The organism is Gemmatimonadota bacterium (assembly GCA_016712265.1).
In the GTDB taxonomy this organism is placed as follows: domain Bacteria; phylum Gemmatimonadota; class Gemmatimonadetes; order Gemmatimonadales; family Gemmatimonadaceae; genus RBC101.
Window position 1 is genome coordinate 396,487 of the sequence record JADJRJ010000027.1, and the last position, 18,479, is coordinate 414,965.

General features: G+C 68.0%; 14 protein-coding genes. 6 read left to right on the forward strand and 8 right to left on the reverse strand.

The window, feature by feature from the left end; translation table 11 throughout:
- Positions 1 to 95 precede the first annotated feature (95 nt).
- A complete protein-coding gene (locus IPK85_06080) occupies positions 96 to 848 on the forward strand; it encodes a creatininase family protein (GenBank protein MBK8246952.1) in 753 nt (250 codons plus the stop codon).
- A gap of 26 nt (positions 849 to 874) precedes the next feature.
- Here IPK85_06080 and IPK85_06085 read toward each other — a convergent pair whose 3' ends face one another.
- The 3 genes from IPK85_06085 to IPK85_06095 all read right to left on the reverse strand — a co-directional run bounded on the left by IPK85_06085 (position 875) and on the right by IPK85_06095 (position 4,361).
- Entirely contained in the window at positions 875 to 1,624 is a 750-nt protein-coding gene (locus IPK85_06085; GenBank protein ID MBK8246953.1) for a peptidylprolyl isomerase, read from the reverse strand.
- An 82-nt stretch (positions 1,625 to 1,706) separates the two neighbouring features.
- Positions 1,707 to 3,677 carry a protein kinase gene (locus tag IPK85_06090; protein ID MBK8246954.1) on the reverse strand — a complete coding sequence of 657 codons (1,971 nt, stop codon included), beginning with the start codon at positions 3,675 to 3,677 and terminating at the stop codon, positions 1,707 to 1,709.
- A gap of 12 nt (positions 3,678 to 3,689) precedes the next feature.
- Positions 3,690 to 4,361, reverse strand: a complete 672-nt coding sequence (locus tag IPK85_06095; GenBank protein ID MBK8246955.1) for a hypothetical protein — start codon at positions 4,359 to 4,361, stop codon at positions 3,690 to 3,692.
- A 41-nt stretch (positions 4,362 to 4,402) separates the two neighbouring features.
- Here IPK85_06095 and IPK85_06100 point away from each other — a divergent pair, with 41 nt between their 5' ends.
- The gene (locus IPK85_06100; protein ID MBK8246956.1) at positions 4,403 to 5,572 is read left to right on the forward strand and encodes a hypothetical protein; all 1,170 of its coding nucleotides are present in this window, start codon (positions 4,403 to 4,405) and stop codon (positions 5,570 to 5,572) included.
- Positions 5,573 to 5,781: 209 nt separating this feature from the next.
- Here IPK85_06100 and IPK85_06105 read toward each other — a convergent pair whose 3' ends face one another.
- Positions 5,782 to 6,912, reverse strand: coding sequence for a DUF2911 domain-containing protein (locus tag IPK85_06105; protein MBK8246957.1), 1,131 nt, complete (start codon positions 6,910 to 6,912; stop codon positions 5,782 to 5,784).
- A 136-nt stretch (positions 6,913 to 7,048) separates the two neighbouring features.
- On the opposite strand from IPK85_06105, the gene IPK85_06110 reads away from it, so the two are divergent.
- From IPK85_06110 to IPK85_06120, 3 genes are all read left to right on the forward strand, one after another.
- Entirely contained in the window at positions 7,049 to 7,885 is an 837-nt protein-coding gene (locus IPK85_06110) for a hypothetical protein (protein MBK8246958.1), read from the forward strand.
- Positions 7,886 to 8,056: 171 nt separating this feature from the next.
- Positions 8,057 to 9,790, forward strand: a complete 1,734-nt coding sequence (locus IPK85_06115; protein MBK8246959.1) for a M28 family peptidase — start codon at positions 8,057 to 8,059, stop codon at positions 9,788 to 9,790.
- Positions 9,791 to 9,874: 84 nt separating this feature from the next.
- Positions 9,875 to 12,229 carry a hypothetical protein gene (locus IPK85_06120; GenBank protein ID MBK8246960.1) on the forward strand — a complete coding sequence of 785 codons (2,355 nt, stop codon included), beginning with the start codon at positions 9,875 to 9,877 and terminating at the stop codon, positions 12,227 to 12,229.
- A gap of 16 nt (positions 12,230 to 12,245) precedes the next feature.
- On the opposite strand, the gene IPK85_06125 is transcribed toward IPK85_06120, so the two are convergent.
- On the reverse strand, positions 12,246 to 13,388 hold the full coding sequence (locus IPK85_06125; GenBank protein ID MBK8246961.1) for a M55 family metallopeptidase: 1,143 nt from the start codon (positions 13,386 to 13,388) through the stop codon (positions 12,246 to 12,248).
- Positions 13,389 to 13,493: 105 nt separating this feature from the next.
- Between IPK85_06125 and IPK85_06130 the strand changes: the two genes are divergently transcribed.
- Positions 13,494 to 14,321, forward strand: coding sequence for a hypothetical protein (locus IPK85_06130; GenBank protein MBK8246962.1), 828 nt, complete (start codon positions 13,494 to 13,496; stop codon positions 14,319 to 14,321).
- Between the two features lie 75 nt (positions 14,322 to 14,396).
- Here the strand turns inward: IPK85_06130 and IPK85_06135 are convergent, their stop codons facing one another.
- The 3 genes from IPK85_06135 to IPK85_06145 form a co-directional block, all read right to left on the reverse strand.
- A complete protein-coding gene (locus tag IPK85_06135) occupies positions 14,397 to 15,461 on the reverse strand; it encodes a metallophosphoesterase (protein MBK8246963.1) in 1,065 nt (354 codons plus the stop codon).
- Positions 15,458 to 16,843, reverse strand: coding sequence for a class II fumarate hydratase (fumC, locus tag IPK85_06140; protein ID MBK8246964.1), 1,386 nt, complete (start codon positions 16,841 to 16,843; stop codon positions 15,458 to 15,460). The genes IPK85_06135 and fumC overlap by 4 nt, the downstream gene beginning before the upstream one ends.
- 274 nt (positions 16,844 to 17,117) lie before the next feature.
- Positions 17,118 to 18,455: an amidohydrolase family protein gene (locus IPK85_06145; GenBank protein ID MBK8246965.1), complete on the reverse strand. Its 1,338-nt coding sequence runs from the start codon at positions 18,453 to 18,455 to the stop codon at positions 17,118 to 17,120.
- Between the last annotated feature and the right edge of the window lie 24 nt (positions 18,456 to 18,479).

The window sequence follows — 18,479 nt, forward strand, 5'->3', positions numbered from 1 at the left end:
CACTCGTGCCGCTCGTGCCGCTCGTGCCGCTCGTACTCCTCGTGCTGCTCGTGCTGCTCGTGCTGCCCGTGCTGCGCTTTTCATCTCCGGTTAACATGACAGTGCTTCGAGAAGCTACCTGGCGCCAGATTCAACAGCGCCCCTTCCGCGTCGCCGTCCTCCCCTGGGGGGCCACCGAAGCGCACAACTATCACCTGCCGTACGGGACGGACGTCATCGAGGCGGAGTCGATCGGCGCGCGCGCGGTCGAGGCCGCATCAGCGCGGGGGGCTCCGGTCGTGCTCTTGCCGGCGATCCCGTTCGGCGTGCAGACCGGGCAGCTCAACATTCCGCTGTGCATCAACATGAACCCGTCGACGCAGGCGGCCATCCTGCGCGACGTGATCCAGTCGCTCGAGCCACACGGGATCCGGGCCCTCGTGGTCCTCAACGGCCACGGCGGCAACGACTTCCGGCAGGTCATCCGCGAGCTGCAGCCGACCACCCGGATCGTGCTCGTCCAGGTCAACTGGTACCAGGTGCGCGATGCCCGTGCCTACTTCGACGAGCCGGGCGATCACGGGGGCGAACTGGAGACGAGCGTGATGCTGCACGTGGCGCCGGAGCTGGTGCGTCCCCTCAGTGATGCCGGGCCCGGTGCCGCGCGGAAGCCGTCGGTCCAGGGGATGCGGGAAGGCTGGGCCTGGACCCCGCGTCGATGGACGCAGGTCACCGACGACACCGGGGTGGGCGACCCATCACGGGCGAGCGCGGAGAAGGGGGCGCGCTATGTCGCAGACGTCACCGCCGCCCTGGCCCAGCTGTTCGTTGAGCTGTGTGAGGTCAACCCGGACCAGCTGTATACCTGAGCTCCCGTATGGCGCGCCGCGGCGGCCTACCGCTTGCCGTCGGCGGTCGGTGGGGCGCCGCTCACCTTCGCGTCCTCACGCAGCACCACGCGGAGGATCCGGTCCAGCTTGGGGTACTCGGCGTCCAGGAACTTGTTCGTCTCGGCGTAGAGCCGCTTCGGATTGCCTAACGGCGCTGGCGACGAGGGTAACTCACCATACCCGAAGTGCAGGGAGTCCGCGGCCTCCATCCCCTCGATCACCCGCCCGATCGGGGCGAAGCCGAGCGTATCGAGTGCCGCGTTGTCACCCAGGTTGATGAAGACGTTGGTCGTGCGATTGCCCGGGTTGTACTGGGCGAAGGTGATCGTGCCGCGCACGTTGCTCGTGCGCACGGAGTCCACCGGCAGCTTGCGACTCCCCCACGTGTTGTTGACCAGCGGGTTGGCCGCGATGCCGAACTGGGCGATGAATCGCAGGATCACGCGATAGAAGCGCTGGTCGTCGTAGAACCCCGCGCGAGCGAGGTTGTAGAACCGGTCGACGCCATGCGGGGCCCAGGCGCGAATCAACTCGACCGTCAGCGTCCCCCTGGAGGTCTCCATGTCGAATTGCACCGTATCCGGCGCCTTCGCCTTCCAGTGTGGATGTGCCGGATTGCGCAGGATGGCGCGTAGCTGCGCCGCTGTCGGGGCCCGCGGGGTTGACGGCGCCTGCGCCCCTGCCGAGGGAAGCGCAAAGGCCAACCCGAAGGAAGCCATCAGCCCGATGCGTCGGGCGCGAGTGAGCGGAATCATGCGTCCATCCTATGCCATCGACATGGGTCCGGACAGGGGACGCCCTGCCCGCGGCTCCCGTCATGCGGACGTACGACGGCGACTAGGCAGTCGCCTCAAGGGCGTCGAGCATCGCCTGGGCATTCGCGTAGCGCCCGGCGGCGCGCGGAGACAGGGCTTGCCGGACCACCTCGGCGAGCCCCGCCGGAATGTCGGGGCGTTCGGCCCGTGGATCGGGGGCCGGGGCCCCCTGTTGGGCGCGAGCGAAGAGTTGCATCAAGCCGAGCCCTTCGTGTGGTGACTTCCCCGTCAGGCACTCGTACAAGACGGCGCCTAACGCGTAGAGATCCGTTCGCGCATCGACCGCCTCGCCCGATAGTTGCTCTGGCGCCATGTACGCGGGAGTTCCCACGACCATCCCGGTCGCCGTGAGCTTGCCGGCGCGCCCGCCGTTATCGGCGAGGCGCGCAATCCCGAAGTCGGTCACCTTGAGCAGGCCGCTGCCGTCGAGGAGCAGGTTGGGTGGCTTGATGTCGCGATGCACCACCCCGACGGCATGGGCGGCGTCCAGCGCGCGCAGGGCCTGCAGCGCGATCGAGTGGACCGCGCGCGGGGAGAGCGTCCCTTCCTGCGCCAGGACGTCCTCCAGCGAGCGGCCGTCGACGAGTTCCATCGTCAGGTAGTAGGTCCCGTCGACAACCCCCAGGTCGTGCGTGCGCACAACATTGCGATGGCTGATGCGACGCGCAAGGCGGATCTCCTCGCGGAACCGATCAAGCGCCGGCCCGCTGCCCTCGGCAAGCGAGGCGCCGCTCAGGGTCTTGAGGGCGACCGTCTCGCCGAGTTCGCGGTCCACGGCCCGATAGACGGTGCCCATCCCCCCAGCACCGAGGAGTTGTCGAATCTCGTAGCGTCCGTCGAAGGTGGCACCTACCTCGAGGCGTGCGCCCGGCGCCGCGACGATCTCGCGCGTCCCCTTCTCGTGCTGCATCACCGCGACGAGTTCGTCCTTGGCCTTGAGGTCGTCCATGAGGCCATGAAACGCCTTCGCCAGCTCGCTGATTTCCTGGGGGGCGTGTTTCGGCAGGGTGACGCTGTAGTCCCCCTCGCGCGCGGCCCGCGTCGCCCGCACGAGGCTGCGCAGCGGCTCGGCGATGCGCCGGGAGAGCCACGAACCAGTGCCTAACGCGAGCGTCAGCCCCACCAGAAAGCCGAGCAGGGTGGCCCCCTTGAGGGGATCATTGGCGGCGAGTGCCTCGCGCTGCGAGCCCAGCCCGACCACGACGCCCACCGTATCGCCTCCGGCCGTGGTCAGCGGGCTGGCCGCACCGATGTAGCTGTCGGTCTCGGTCGTGACCTTCACGCGGCCCTCGGCGTTGCGCGCATCGATCGCCGCCCCCAACGGGGCGGCCAGGGTCGCCGTCACCACCTGCGCCTTGCCGGTGGTGTCCAGGATGGCGACCGCGACATCCGCACGCGTCTGGCGCCGCAGCTGGGCCGCGAGCGTGGAGTCCATGGCGAGCGCCGCGACGAGGACGCCGCGCACCGTCGTCCCTCCCGGGGCGCGCAGGGGGACTGCTATTCCCTGGTAGGGGACATCACCGGCCTCCGTCGGCTCCACCCAGGCACCGTCGGTGGAATCGCCCGCCATGGCGCGCGCGATAAGCGCGCCCGCACTGAAGTCCTCGTTGGAACGATCGGGGTGCAGGGTCCAGGCCAGCATGGTCCCGTTGCCATCGAGCAGCATGGTCCAGGCAGCGCCGAGTTGGTCGCGAAACTCCTCGGCCTGGTCCAGCAGCGTGCTGAGGGATCGTTGCTCCACCGCGCCCTCGAACCGCGAGTAATACGCGGGCACGCCGGCGAGCCCGGCAGCCAGGCGTTGGACGCTGAGCGTGCGTTGGCCGAGCACGTCCTCGACGGCGGCCCGGGTGGCCTGCAACTGGTTGGACATGTTGCGGTCCGCGATCCCACTGGCCCGCCAGGACGTGAGGATCCACACCAGGACCAGCGAACCGGCCACAACCGCAGCGCTGGCCGCGAAGATCTGGGACGCAAGGCGTCGAGGGCGAAGCACGGTGGCTGGCCTCTAGTAGCGTCGCCCGCGCGCGTCGTACGACTTGCCCGTCTTGTCCCTGTGCTGCACGAACTTGAACCGAGTAGCGTCCATCGTCACCACGAGGTCGGTCGCCGCGGGCACGGTGATCGGCATGGCCTTCTCTCCCCCGCGTTCGTGCCAGGCACGCAACGTGTAGGTTCCGGGCGCGACGCCGGAGAACTGGAATCGACCGCCCTTGTCCGGGCGCACCGCATGCGTGGTGGGATGCACCAGGACGGTCAGGGCCATCTTCGCGTGCACGTTGCAGTAGATGCGAGCGAGCCCGGGCTTGTCGAACGTCACGGACCGCGTCTCGTTCTGGCCGTAGAGGCCGAGGTCGAAGACCTTGGGGCCGGAGGTCGCGAACACGTTGTGGTCGAACGCGTCGTGGTTGGGGAACGCCACGGTCGATCCGACGGGAAGCAGCACGACCCCCGGCATGAAGGTCTTGTCCCAGGTCTTGACCTCGGTACGCTGGGGAGCGCCCGCGGCGAGACCGGCCCCCTCGAGCCAGATGAGCGTGGCATCCACGTCGGCAGCCAGCCCCTTCTTGTCGCGGATCTCGACCTTGCCAGCCACCACGCCCTGTGCGCTCGCCCCCATGGGGACCAGGACGCAGGTGACGAGCCACCAACGGTTTACACGACGCCAGACACGGTGCATTCTGCTAGCGTATCCCATCCCAACACCTCCCGCAATAGCCCGTGGATTCTCGACGACTCCTCCTGTTACACGTGAGCCTCGCCGGTACCCTTGCCGCCCACCGCGCGGGAGCCCAGGACGCGGACCGGGTGGACGTGCGCGTCACGGGCACGATCCTGGTCAACACGTTCTCCACGTCGCGTCGGACGAACAATTTCGACATCCCGCAATTCGTGGTGCGACCAAGTGCCGCGGATTCCCTGGGTGAGGGTGGCGGCTTCGGGATGACGGTCCGGCAGACACGCCTCGGCGTGCGCGCGTTCTGGCCGGATGTCCGTGGCGCCGAGGTGCGCGCGGAGCTGGACACCGACTTCTACGGTGGGCAGCAGGCGAGTGGATTTGGCGACCTGTTCGCCCTCTTCCGCGTGCGCCGGGCGGTGGTGGATGCGGCATGGAGCCGGGCCACCTTGCTCATCGGGCAGGAAGTACCGCTGATCGCCGAGTACAACCCGCAGTCGTTGGCGATGGTCGGCCTCTCTGGGCTGGCGACCTCTGGCAACCTGTGGCTCTGGCTGCCGCAGGTGCGTGGTGGTGTCCGCGTCGTTCGGGGGAAGTCGGCGAAGCTCGACCTCGAAGCCGCCATCATGGGAGCAGGCTCCAACGATGCGCAGCCGGAGTTGTTCACGCAACCAGATCGTGCGGAGCAAAGTGGACGACCGTCCCTGCAGGGTCGAGCGATCCTTCGCTGGGGCACGGCCGACCGGCCAGGCGACGTCAGCCTCGGCGCACACCGCGGGTGGCTCGCCACTTCCGGCGACTCGCTCCTTGTCTCGCGCGCGATCGCCGGTGCCTGGCGGATCCCGTTAGGCAGGGTGCTCACCCTGACCGGCGAAGCGTTCACCGGCGCCGCGCTCGCCGGACTCGGCGGCGGTGGAATCGGGCAGCACCTCGGTCCCCGCAATGTGCCGGTGGAGTCACAGGGCGGATGGAGCCAGCTGCTGGTGCACGCCACGCCGCAGTTGTCGTTCGGCGGCATGTGGGGGATGGACGATCCCGAGGACGCGCAGCTCGACGTGAACGGCCGACTCAAGAATACGACGTGGGGCGGCTCCGTCCAATGGATGCCCGCCCCGTTTGTGTCGGCCCTCGAGGTACGGCAGATCACCACGACATACCGCACCGGCGCGCTGAGCGCCGTGCAGGTGAACCTCGCGCTAGGAGTCTCGTTCTAGCGACGACCTCGTGCTGCGCGTACCGCCCGTGCCGCGCGTACTGCTCGTGCTACCCGTGCTTCGCCGTGGCCGATGGGGTTTCAACGGATGCGGCACGAGTAGCACGGGAGGTCAGGGCAGCACGAGAAGCGACGCCCTCCCCCCGCGTGCCCCACGTGCCGCGCGTACTGCTCGTGCCGCCCGTACTGCGCGGTGGCGTTTGCACTTCCCTACATTCCCGCCACTTTCACCCCGTATCCCCCGCGATCCCACTGGATCATGAGCTTGTCGCCGGCCACGAAGATGCGAAACCGCTCTTCCATCGCGGACTGGTTCATGTGCAGCTCCAGCGGGATGCGGACCAGGTCCTGCGATTTGTCGTAGGCGGTGCCCCACTGGCCGGTTTGCTTGTTGACGATCAACCACGCCGCCGTCGCCGTGGGATAGAGGAACAGGGTGTACTTCCCGGCCGGGACATGCGCCGCGCCGATCATGAGATCCTTGTCGGTAGTGAGCTGCGTGGCCGCGTTCGCACCAAAGCGCCAGGTGGTGTCGAACGGCACCAGCTTGCCCCAGATCTCGCGGCCGCGCGCGGCCGGGCGACCATAGTCGATCGTGACCGTCGCGGCGCCAATCGTGGCGCGCAGCGTATCCCGCGTCGACGCGGCGCCTAACGATTGCCCGGCCGCATCCTTCGCCGCCCACGCGCTGGCCAGCGTCCCGATGTTGACGGCGGGCGCGGGGGTCGTGATGAACTTCTGCGTGGTCAGTGATCCATCGCTACGCAGCACTTGCCCGTTGGCGCCAAGCTTGAAGCCGGTCCGGAAGCCACCGGCCACGACCTCGGCCGAGTCGGCGCCCATGAAGCGAACGTCTGCCTTGTTTGGCGCGGTCTGCTGCGCCGCAAACCCAATCAGGTAGACAGCGCCAAGCCGTCGCGAGGTAGCAAGGAGTAGTTCCGTGCCCAGCGTCGAGCCAGCAATCCCAGGCAGCGTGCCCTTCGGGGCGGCAGACCGCAGCGTCGTCGGCTGGCCGTTCTGAACGACCTGGCGCAGCACGCTGTCCGGCGTGAACGTCATGCGTTGGGGGGCGCTGTTGGGGGCTGCCGAACCATCCGGGCGCAGCACGGCCTGCTCATAGGTCGCGACGCTGCCGTCGGCGTTGAAGGTCAGGCTGTAACGGAGCACCGAGGTCTGCGGCGAACGCCGGACGATCTGGCCGTCGATCCGGTTCGCGGTGCGTTCGTAACGCTCCACCGAGACTGTATCCTTGCCGAGCAGGGTGACGAAGCCGCCGACCTGCGCCGCGGCGAGCGTTGGCACGGTGGCGGTCAGGAGAGCTGAACGAATCAGGGAGTGCATGGTCCGGGGAGGGAAAGGAGCCCACAAGGTACACCGCCGTGTGCATGGGGTTCGGCCGTGCGGACGAACTCACGCCGACCTGTGACGAATCGCGTGCAGGGGATGACCAAGATCGTCACGCGAAGGTCTCTGATACATGACCCCTCCCTTCCCTTTCGCCGACCTCGCCCTGTCCCAGCGCCTCGAGCGCGCTGAGGCGGCCGGGTGCCGCGGGTTTGTCGAGGCGCGCGCCCGCGTCGAGTCCGCCGTCGGCGCGGTGTGGCGCGAATTCGCGGGCACGTTCGCCATGTTCGATGGCCCGTCGTCCCCCATCACGCAGACGTTCAACCTCGGGATGGAGCGCCCGGTGGACGCGGCGCAACTCGACGAGATCGAGGCGTTCTATCACGACCGTCAGGCGCCAGTCTTCCATGAGGTGAGCCCGCTCGCGGACGACTCCGCCCGCCACCTGCTGGTGGAGCGGGGTTACCGGGTCGTCGAGTACACGAGTGTGTTGTACCGACCGATCGATCCCGCGATCGTGTTGAGCGGCGCGCGCAATCCGCGGCTTCGCGTGCGCGCGATGGTGCCGGCCGACATCGACGCGTGGGTCGAGACCGCTGTTTCCGGTTGGAGCGAGTTTCCGGAGTACGCGCCGATGATGCGTGGGCTTTCGGTCGTGAACACGCAGCACACGGATGCCCGCTGTTACCTGGCGACGCTGGACGACGCGATGGTCGCGACGGGCGGGCTCAGCTTCCACGGGGATGTCGCACTGTGCGCCGGGGCAAGCACGATCCCGGCCGCGCGCCAGCAGGGTGCCCAGCTCGCCCTGCTCGAGCATCGGTTACGCGACGCGGCGGCGGCAGGACACACGCTCGCGATGATGTGCGCGCGCCCGGGCAGCGGTTCGCAGCGGAACGCCGAGCGTCATGGTTTTCGCGTCGCGTACACGCGGGTGAAGTGGGGACTCCTTCCATCCTCGGAGGGATAAGCCCGACGTGGGCATGTGCAGCAGGCGACCGCGGACCCGCTCTGGTGATGTGACGGTATCTTTCCCGTTCACGCCCGGGGCACATCCCCCCCGGGACGTGTGGATGGACAAGTCGTGAGGGGCGTCATGGCCCGTGCATCGCGACACGACGAACGCCCCACCCCACGGCACATGCCTCGCCTGATTGCGGCCTTCCTGCTCTCCGCCTTGTGCGGCGCGTCCCTCGCGGCCCAATCGACGGACGCCACCTGGCGTGCCGTGCGGCAGCGCTTTGACGGCGCTCGCGCCAGGGCCACGGTGGCCTTTCTCGACCAGCATGTGCGGTGGCCGGGCAACCGCGGCTACGACGCCAGCATTGCGCACATCGTCGAGCGGCTGGACGCGGCCGGTTACGTCCGGCAGGAGCGGGCGAACGCCTCCGACCGCCTGGTGTATCGCGTCGAACGCTATCCGATGACCGCCCCGGCGTGGGAGCCGCTGGACGCCACGCTGCAGATCGTTGGAGAGTCGGCACCGGTCCTCCAGTTCGCCACGAACCGCAACATGCTGGCCACGAACTCCTTCGCCACGCCGGACACGGGGGTGGTGGCCGAGCTGGTCGACGGTGGCGACGGCACCCCGGCGCGGCTCGACGCCGCCAACGTGCGCGGCAAGGTGGTGTTCGCGCGCACCGCGGTCTCGCGCCTCTTCACCGAGGCCGTCACCCGGCGGGGGGCCCTCGGCGTCCTCGCGTACAACCTGCCGGCCTACCTGCAGCCGGAGAAGAATCGCCGCTCGATCCAGTTTGGCAGTGTGCCGCGCGATACCGTCGCGCAGGGGTTCGCGATCGTCCTCTCGTTTGATGCGCGGGAACGACTGACCGCCGCGCTGGCCCGCGGCCCGGTGCGCGTGCGCGTGACGGCTGGCGTCCAGTGGACACCAAACGCCGTGGAGCAGGCCGTGGTCGCCGAGGTGCGCGGACGCCAGGCGCCGGAGGAGCGGTTTGTCTTCTCGGCGCACGTGCAGGAACCCGGGGCGAATGACAATGCGTCCGGGGTGGGCGCGCAGGTGGAGATGGCCCGCGTCCTCGCCGAGCTCGTCCGCAATCGCCTCGTGGATCCGGCTCGCTCGATCACGATGCTCTGGGGGCTCGAGATCCGTTCGACGGAGCGCTACATCACGCAGGACTCGGTGCGCGCGCGCGGCATTCGCTGGGGGCTCTCGCTCGACATGGTGGGTGAAGACACGCAGAAGACCGGCGGCTCCTTCCTGATCGAGAAGATGCCTGATCCGTCCGCGATCTGGACGCGAGGAGAAGACAAGCACTCGGAGTGGGGTGGCTCACCGATCACCAAGGAGCAGCTCACCCCACACTACTTCAACGACTTCATGCTCGCGCGCTGCCTGGAGCAGTCGCGTGAGAACGGGTGGGTGGTGAAGACCAACCCGTTCGAGGGCGGCAGCGATCACACGCCGTTCCTGCGCGCCAAGAAGCCCGGGCTGCTGTTCTGGCACTTCACCGACCAGTTCTACCACACCGATGGTGATCGCATCGAGATGGTGTCGGCCGATGAGCTGCGCAACGTCGGGATGTGCGCGCTCATGGGCGCGCTGGTCCTCACCCGGAGCGATGCGGCGACGGCGCGTGGGGTGATCGCGGAGCTGGAGCGTGCGGCGATCGCGCGGCTCGAGGCGGAGGGGGCGCTTGCGGCCAAGACCCGCGCCGCCGGGGGCAACGTGGTGCAGGAGCGGGACATCCTCGAGACCTGGGCACAGTGGTATGTCGACGCCCTCGCGACGGTGGCGGACATTGAGGTGGGAGCGCCCGCCGAGAGCACGCGTCGGGAGATGGCCGCCGCATCGGTACGGGTGCGTGACGCGCTCCGAGGCGTGTTGCGCGACCGGCTGGGCATCACCGGCAACTGAGTCAACCTTCCCCGGCGAATGCCGGGGTACAGTGTCGTCGCGACTTCCCTTGCTAAACGTACGACGGCGCGCGAGACTACCAGCATGCTGCATTGGCGTGCAGGGCTCGCATCGCTCGTCCCGGTGGTGTTGGCCGCGCAGCCGGCGGCGCAGCCACTCTGGGTGGTCGAACGCGTTGAGCAGGCCCGGTGGACCTACGCGGCGGAGTTCATGCCCCTGGCCATGCCAGAGCAGCGCATGGTGTTCTTCATCGACTCGGTCACACCCGCGGTGGACCGCACCCAGCTGCACCTCCGGTTTGGGCCGGTCACCCAGGTGCTGCATGCCGGGCGACTCCAGCTGGGCGCACAGGAACGCGTGATCGGCACGACCGTAGTCCCGTTCCAGCCCCCGCGGATGCCCGACATTCCCATGGATACGCTGTCGGTGCTCGCCTGGCGACACCTGCCTGGGCGCCCGGCCCTGAACGGCGGACTCCAACTTCTGCCAGCGCAGCTGCGGGAACTCATGCAGGTGGCCGGACTCGGCGGTCGGGCAACGGGCGCCCGCTGGACGGACACCGTCTCGTGGAGCGTCGCGTCCGACGGCTTTCGACAGTCGATGCGTGGGACGCGCCACCGCACGATCGTCGCCGACACCGTGGTGGACGGCCGACGATACCGTGTGGTGCGGGACTCCTCCCACCTCACCCTCGATGAGACCGCGTGGCTCCGGGAGTTTTCCCTGGATTCACTCACCCGCCTGGCGCGCACCGCCACGGGCCCGTTGGTCACGGAGGCGCTCGTCGAGGAGGGGTCGGGATTCATTCGTCATCGCGTGGATCACGCCGCCATGGTCGGCACCGCCACCGTGGGGTATGCAACAGGGCGATCGTATGCAGCACCCGTCCGCTTTGACCTTGAGTGGCGGTGGAACGGGATGACCGCGGAGGACCACAATCGCGTGATGCAGCAGGGAATGGCGACGTTCCGGCGGTCGCTCACGGCGAGGGTGACAGCACCCACCGTCCTCGACACGCGGGTTCGCGAGGGGGACGTTGCTGTGCGCGACTCCCTGCTGGCGCTCGTGCTCGCCAACCCGCGGGACAGTGCCAACATCCTGCGCATCCGGCACCTGAGCTTCGTGCCGGATTCTGGTGAGCGCCTCGTGGAGCGACTCATGAGACGTCAGGTGGAGGCGGGCGATACGACGCTGCTCGTGCGGCTCCTCGCGCATCCGTTGGGCCGCGGCCCGCGGTATTCGCGGGAGGACTTGCAGCGCGTGGTGGAATTGCTCGACCGGCCCAATCGCCTGCTGGCGCACGGTATGCTCGCTGATGACCTGTTGGGCTCGATCACGGCGATGATTGTCTGGAACGCTCCCGTCCTTGGGGGAGCAACCCCTGCTTGTGAACCTGCAGCGTGTCAGGTGTTGGTTGGGGCGCGTGACTCCTCCCATCATCCACGAACGCGCGACCTGGCACTGGTGATGGGTGCGTTGGTGGATCCCCGGCGCTACGCGGATTCCGTGAAGGCGCGGGCACGCGTGGAAGCCGCACCGTTTCGCGAGGTGCTTCCACTGATCCACGGCATCGGAGCCACATGGACCATTGCGGCCGGCGCCCCGCTTCCCCCGCCCGCTGCCTCATGGCGCCAGTGGATCGATTGGGCGCAGGCGCCCAACCCGGCATACGTCTCGCTCGCGCCACCGCTGCGGCCGTCGCCGCTCCCATCCGGGCCACGCTTCGAAGACACACATCGCCGTGCGCTCCAGTACCAGCAGGCACTGACCGGTCGTGATTTCGTCGCTGAGTTTCAGCGCGCCTACACGCGCAGCTCAACGGACAGTGCACGATTGACCTTTGGGACGATGCTCCTTGGTCTTGGGGCGCTTCGGCACGGGTGGGATGAGCTCGCCCGGGAGCTTCAAACCGGATCCCCGGCCGCGGTCAGCCTGGCGCGCGCCGAGGTGACCGCGCGACTCCAGCCGGCACCGACCACGGCGGAGCAGGTCGAAGCCTCGGCGCCCGAGGCCGCCGAGCTGGAGGATGCGTTGGTGCAGATGGCCATCGGTGAGTCGCCCCCGCCGTGGCCGGACATCGCCGAACGCTTCGCTGCGGCGCCGGCACGCGCCCAACAGACCGTCCGCAGCAGTGGACGCACCTACTTGTTCGACGTCGAGCGGACGCCACCCGCGCTGGTCGCGCGATGGGCCGGGCGCATCGACACGATCGGCACCCGTGGCTGGGACGCGTTGCCCGCCACGCGGGCGACCGTCAAGCTCCGGGTCACCGCGGCGAGACGATACGGGCCGTTCTATCGCCTGTCGGTGGCGACGGACGGATTGCTCCCACCGCGTGGCGACCTCCCCGCGAGTCGCTACTCCGCTGCCACATCCCTCATCGTCATGCGCTGGAACGACCGTTGGTGGGTGATCAGCACATCGTCTGCGGTCAGTTGACCGACGATCGCCCCTACTACTGGGCCCCGTAGAACTTCCGCCCCGGCGCCGCCGCGGGCGCCGGCGGCGGCGACCAACGTCCGGACTCCACGTCGAACCATCGTTCCATCAGCCGCTCGCGCTGGCGCCTGAGGATGAGCGTGCTATCCGCGTGCTCGCGGATGATCTCATTCTGCACCGTGGGATAGGCGAGGCGCGCCACGCCGATCAACGCGTTCACCCCATCGTACGCGGCCACGAAGTCCTTCGCCACAAAGTCGACGCGATCTCCGCTGGCCGCGAGGGTGACCCCGGGTACGCCGCGCAATGGGGAGAGTCGAGCGGGCAGGACCACCCGGAGCGCCGCGTTCACCGGCTCCTTCACGGTGATCGTCTTCGCCTGCGCGATGTCGCGGAGGGCGGCCGCGGCCTGGGCCTTCATCTCGGCGTGCACGCTGTCCACGTCGCGCAACTGCACCGTGCTAGCGCTCGTAGCGTGTTTCGTCACGACGAACTTCAGCCACGGCATCGTCTGCAGATCTGCGGCAAGTTTGTCATCGCCGGTCACCATCACCATCGGCACGCCGTAGCGGCCCCACGAATAGGCGACCAGCTCGCTCTCGGTGATCGATCTCCCGTTCATCCAGACATCCATCCCGATCGTGATCGTGTGGGCAGCAAACCCCTGGCTCCCCGTCTTCGCGTGCATCCCGACGGCCACGATCGCGTCGTAGGTGTCGGGGGTGACGATGTCGACGTACTGCCGGAAGGCACTATCCCGGGTGAGCTGCGTGGCGCGCCGGTCGAGCAGGGCCGGATCAAGGTCGGGCGCAGAGTTCCCCGAGCCGTGCCCATCCACGATCGTCACGGAGGTCGCGCCGCCGGCGAATAGGCCGTCCACGACGGCGTTCACGTCCGCCGCGAGGAACGCCCGGCCTTTCGGGTAGTGCTCCGGATGCGAGTAGTTGAAGGTGCGGTAGTCGTCCTGGCCAGCGAGTCCCTCCATGTCATGGTAGACGAGGACGCGCAGTTGCCCTTCCTTCCGCGGCGCGGGGCTCCCCACGGTGACGCCATTCTCGGCCGTCCATGCCGGGCGGGCCTCGTTCTCTTCGGCGCGCGGCGTACAGGCGGCGATGGCGGCAACGGCAGCAAGGAGTACGACGCTCGCGTGGATTCGCATCGGTCTGGGGCGTGAGAGGAGGGTCAAGGTGGTGGCGGTGAAAACGCCTGTCCAGCGCTGCAACAGACTCGGGCAACGCGCCGCCCCGTGTTATCGTCCAGCGCCATGATTTCCTACGACCCGAAGAACTGGATCCGCATCCTCCTGGATTTTCCACGGAGCCCTGTCTTTCGCACGCTAGCGCTCGATGTGATCGGAGCCGGCATCTACTCGGCGCTCATTGTCTGGCTGGAGACCGACGTGATGCGAGTGGCGGTGCCGCTTGGCCCCTCGTTCCTGTCCATCCTCGGCATCATCCTGGGGTTGTTGCTCGTCTTCCGGACCAACACCGCATATGACCGCTGGTGGGAGGGGCGCCGCCTCTGGGGCCAACTCGTGAACACCTCGCGGGCCCTGTCACACGCGCTCGACGCCATGTTGCCCCGCACCAGCGATCGGCGCGACGACTATGCGACGCTCCTCGGCAAGTTCCCGCGCGCTCTCGCCGACCACCTGCGCCGGCCGCGCGACGCCGGCGGCCCTCATCTCCCCAATGAGATCGTGCGCTCCATCTCGCGCGCCATCCACGAGGATATCCAGGCGGGACAGCTCCCCCGCGAGGCGATCATCGCCCTCACGCCACTGGTGTCGACCCTCGACGATGTGTGCGGCGCGTGCGAGCGCATTCGCAACACGCCGATCCCGTTCTCGTACAGCTCTTACGTCAAGCAGTTTGTCATGCTGTATGCGCTCGTCATGCCCTTTGGCCTGGTGCGCGAGTTCGGGTACGGCACGGTGATCGCCTCGATGTTCACCTTCTTTGCGACGATGGGGCTGGAGCTGTTGGCGACCGAGATCGAGGAACCGTTCGGCACCGATCGCAACGACTTGCCGCTCGACGAGATCGCGCAGCGCATCGCCGGGGACACCAGGTACTTGCTCACGAGCCCCTGAGACACGCGGCCTCGACGCTCGGGGCGAGCTCCGGGAGCCGCGCCCACTCGCGCCACGCCCCGGGATTGAACGATGTTACCGTGGCTCCAGCAGGTTGAGCTGCTCGACCTCCCGGTCGTTCGCCGACGCATAGGCCGGCCCCCAGTTCGCCCGCACCTCAATGTTCATCGTCGGCGGGGCGAGCCGACGAAGTCGCGCCGCCGCCAGGAGCTTCTGGTGTTCTGCGGCCAGGTTCCCGCTCACCCGCAGGACCAGCACCGCATCCTCCGGTGCCGAGGCGATCGCGTGCTGCAGCTGGGTATCCAGCCGCTCTGCCGGCACCCCCGTGACCTCCATTTCGACGCGCACCATCGGGCGCGCGGGCAGCGCGAGCGTCGTGTGTCGCACCTGCCCGGCACCAACCTCCAGCAGCAGGTATCCCTTGGGTTCATCAATTTCGGCGAGCGAGGTGCGTTCCACCGATCCCGGATAGAACACCGGCGTCCGCAACGGCCGCCCTTGCAGGTCGGCATCGAGCCGCTGCGCGCGATGGATGTGCCCGGCGAGAACGGCGGCGAACTCCGCCGGCACGTCCGCATGCCGGATCACGTCGTCGGCTGTTGTGAACGTGTAGTTCCCCGGCCCGACCGTCGCGCCTTCCACGCAGTGATGCACGCACAGGAAGGACAGATCGGCGTCGCGCGCGCGCCAGCGCGTGGCCTCCACCAGTTCCGGCATCCGGGAACGCACATCGCGACGCACATAGGGGAAGCCGGCCAGCGCAACGCGCACGCCCCGGACATCCATCGTCACGGTCCGTGGTTGCGAAAAGACGTGCACGCGCGGGTGTTGGAGCAGGTGGCCGTGCGGCAGCTGCGACTTCTCGTGGTTCCCCGGCACCACCACCACCGGGATCCCGCGCTCCGCGACCGCACGCAGTGGGGCGTACGCACGCAATGCCACTTCGGCCCGAACCCCGGGGCGATCGAACACATCGCCGCCGTGCACCACCAGGTCCACTCCGTGCTCGATCGCCGCCTGACAGGCGGTCTCATGATTCGCGAAGAAGTCTTCTCCCCGGCGCCGACGCTTCACCCGCGGGGAGACCGGAAGGTCGAACCCCAGGTGCGAGTCGGCGACGAGGAGGATGCGGAGGGTCACCCCGGGGCGATCATGTTCTCCGGACGCACGATCGCATCAAAGTCGTCGGCCGGAATGCCGTCCTTGATCGCCTCTTCGCGCAGCGTCGTGCCGTTCTTGTGCGCCGTCTTCGCGATCTTTGCCGCGCGATCGTAGCCGTACTTCTCCTTGAGCGGCGTGACCAGCATGAGCGAGTTGGCCAGGCCACGCGCGATGTTGTCCAGTCGCGGCTCGATCCCCACCACGCAGTTGTCCGTGAACGAGACGGCCGCATCCGCCAGCAGCTGCACCGACTGGAGGAAGTTGTAGGCCATCATCGGGTTGTACACGTTGAGCTGGAAGTGCCCCTGCGAGCCCGCGAAGGCGATGGCTGCATTGTTCCCCAGGATGTGCGCCGCGACCTGGGTGATCGCCTCGACCTGCGTGGGGTTCACCTTGCCGGGCATGATCGAGCTGCCCGGCTCGTTCTCCGGCAGTGCGAGTTCGCCGAGCCCCGCGCGCGGCCCGGAGCCGAGGAAGCGGATGTCGTTGGCCAGCTTGAAGCACGACATGGCGACCGTCGTGATCGCGCCGTGCGTGAAGACCATCGCATCGTGGGCCGACAGCGCCTCGAACTTGTTGGGGGCACTGGTAAACGGCAGGCTGGTGATGCGCGCAATCTCGACCGCGACTTTTTCGGCGAAACCAACCGGCGACGCCAGCCCGGTCCCGACCGCGGTGCCGCCCTGCGCCAACTCCATCAGGGCGGGCAGCGTCAGCTTGATCCGCTCGATCCCGTTGGCCACCTGCTGCGCGTAGCCGGAGAACTCCTGACCGAGGGTGACCGGGGTGGCGTCCTGCGTGTGGGTGCGGCCGATCTTGATGATGTCGGTCCAGGCCTTCGCCTTGGCGTCGAGCGCCGCGTGCAGGTGCGTGAGCGCGGGAAGCAGGTGCTTCACGACCTCTTCCGCGCAGGCGATGTGCATCGCCGTGGGGAAGCAGTCGTTGGAGCTCTGCGACATGTTCACGTGGTCGTTCGGGTGCACGGGCTTCTTGGAGCCCATGACTCCGCCGAGTTTCTCGATTGCGCGGTTCGAGATCACCTCGTTGGCGTTCATGTTTGACTGCGTGCCCGACCCGGTCTGCCAGACCACCAGCGGAAAGTGGTCATTGAGCTTGCCGTCGATCACTTCCTGGGCGACGTCGACAATGGCCTGTCCGATGGCCGGTTCGAGCTTGCCGAGGTGCATGTTGGTGATGGCCGCCGCCTGCTTGACGATGCCGAGGGCGCGGACGATCGAGGCGGGCTGCTTTTCCCAACCAATCTTGAAGTTGCCGAGCGAGCGTTGGGCCTGGGCGCCCCAGTAGCGATCGTTGGGGACGTCGATCGGGCCGAAGGTGTCGGTTTCAGTACGGAAGGTCATGTGCGGAGGCGGTGGGTCCGGAGTACTGCTCGAATGTACAGGCGGAGAGCGCTGGGCTCCATCGGCGTCATGGCGGAGACCATCTCCCCAGCGGATCTATCGTTCGGACGCCAATCGTCCAGCCCGACCGTTCCTGGTAGCCCGTGCCGACGCTGAGGCTCGCCGTGCACGGATGAAGTACGAGGCCCGCGAGACCTGAGCAGCAGGCGTATCACAACGCCCCCTCGTGCTGCCCGTGCTGCCCGTACTGCGCCCTTGGTCATGGCAGCATCATTCACCTCCTGCGGTACGCCGCTCGCGAATACTGCTTCCCCCGCTTCACCGTCATCACCACGGTGCGCAGGTTCGCGATATCCACCAGCGGGTTTCGGCGTACAAACACCAGCGACGCGTATTTCCCGGCCTCGATCGTTCCATAGTCCCGCTCACGACCGATCGTGCGTGCACCGTGCAACGTGGCGGCCGTGATTACTTCACGCGGAGTCAAACCGGCAACCTTCACCAACGCCTCAAGTTCATCGTGGAGCGCGGGATACCCGGCCGCGCGTGGCGTCGTGCGATCGGTGCCCGTGGAAACCGGGACGCCCGCGCGCACGGCGGCCGCCACCAGCTCTCCGGCCAGCCGCCCCGAACAACGCACGCGCCCCGACGCCGGCGCGACCCCGGGCAATGAATCGAGCGACAACGTGGCGTCCAGGACCGTACCTGATCGTGCCAATGCTGCGAAGTACTTCACCAGCTCCGGATGGTCCGCTCGCAGGGCATCACACGGGGGATGACCCGCGTGACCATACGCCTGCTTCCCCGGCTCAAGCACCCACCGCGCAATCATCGCCACGTGTGACACAGCCGTCGCGCCCAGCGAGTGGTATGGCGTCGCCGGATACACCTGCAGGTGCGTCCACACCGGGATCCCCTGCCTCCTCCCCTCGGCGATGATCTTCTCCACCAGGTCGCCGGCAAGATTCGCGTAGACCTTGATCCCCGTCGCGCCGGTACCGCGGGCACGCGCTACAGCGAGACGGATGTCCGTCGTGTCGACCACTTCCTGCATCCATGGAACGCGCCCGGGCGTGAGCCCGGCCGCTGACGCCGCGGGACGAGGGTCGCTGAAGAACGACGGCCCCGCCATCAGCGCCGAGTAAAAGAAGTCCGGCGCTGGCACCTCATGCATCATCGCCATGCGCGAAAGTTCCGCGAGCGACCGCGCGTCCCCGGCCATGTCGCGCGCCTGGGTCACCCCGCTGTAGACCAGTCGCGCGAACTCGCGTTCGGCGTCCGCACGATCGGGTGATGTCGCCAGGTGGACATGCGAATCCATCAAACCGGGCAGGGCAAACGCACCACGCCCTTCCCAGATCGTCGCCCCATTGAGCTGCGCCGCGGTGAGCGCTGCCACGGGCACGACCTCCGTGATGCGCTCACCCTGCACAACAATGGCCATTCCCCCACGCACCGCGGTGTCGTGTGGCGTGATGACGCTGACGTTGCGGTAGATCACGCGCGCCTCGGGGCGCGGTGCAGGACGTGGTTGGGCAGGGATCTCGCGACCGCAAAGCCCGAGGAAGGCAGCAGCGGCGACGAGACAGCGCAGGCGACCGAGTGGGTTCACGACGTGGGGTTGAGGCGATGGGAA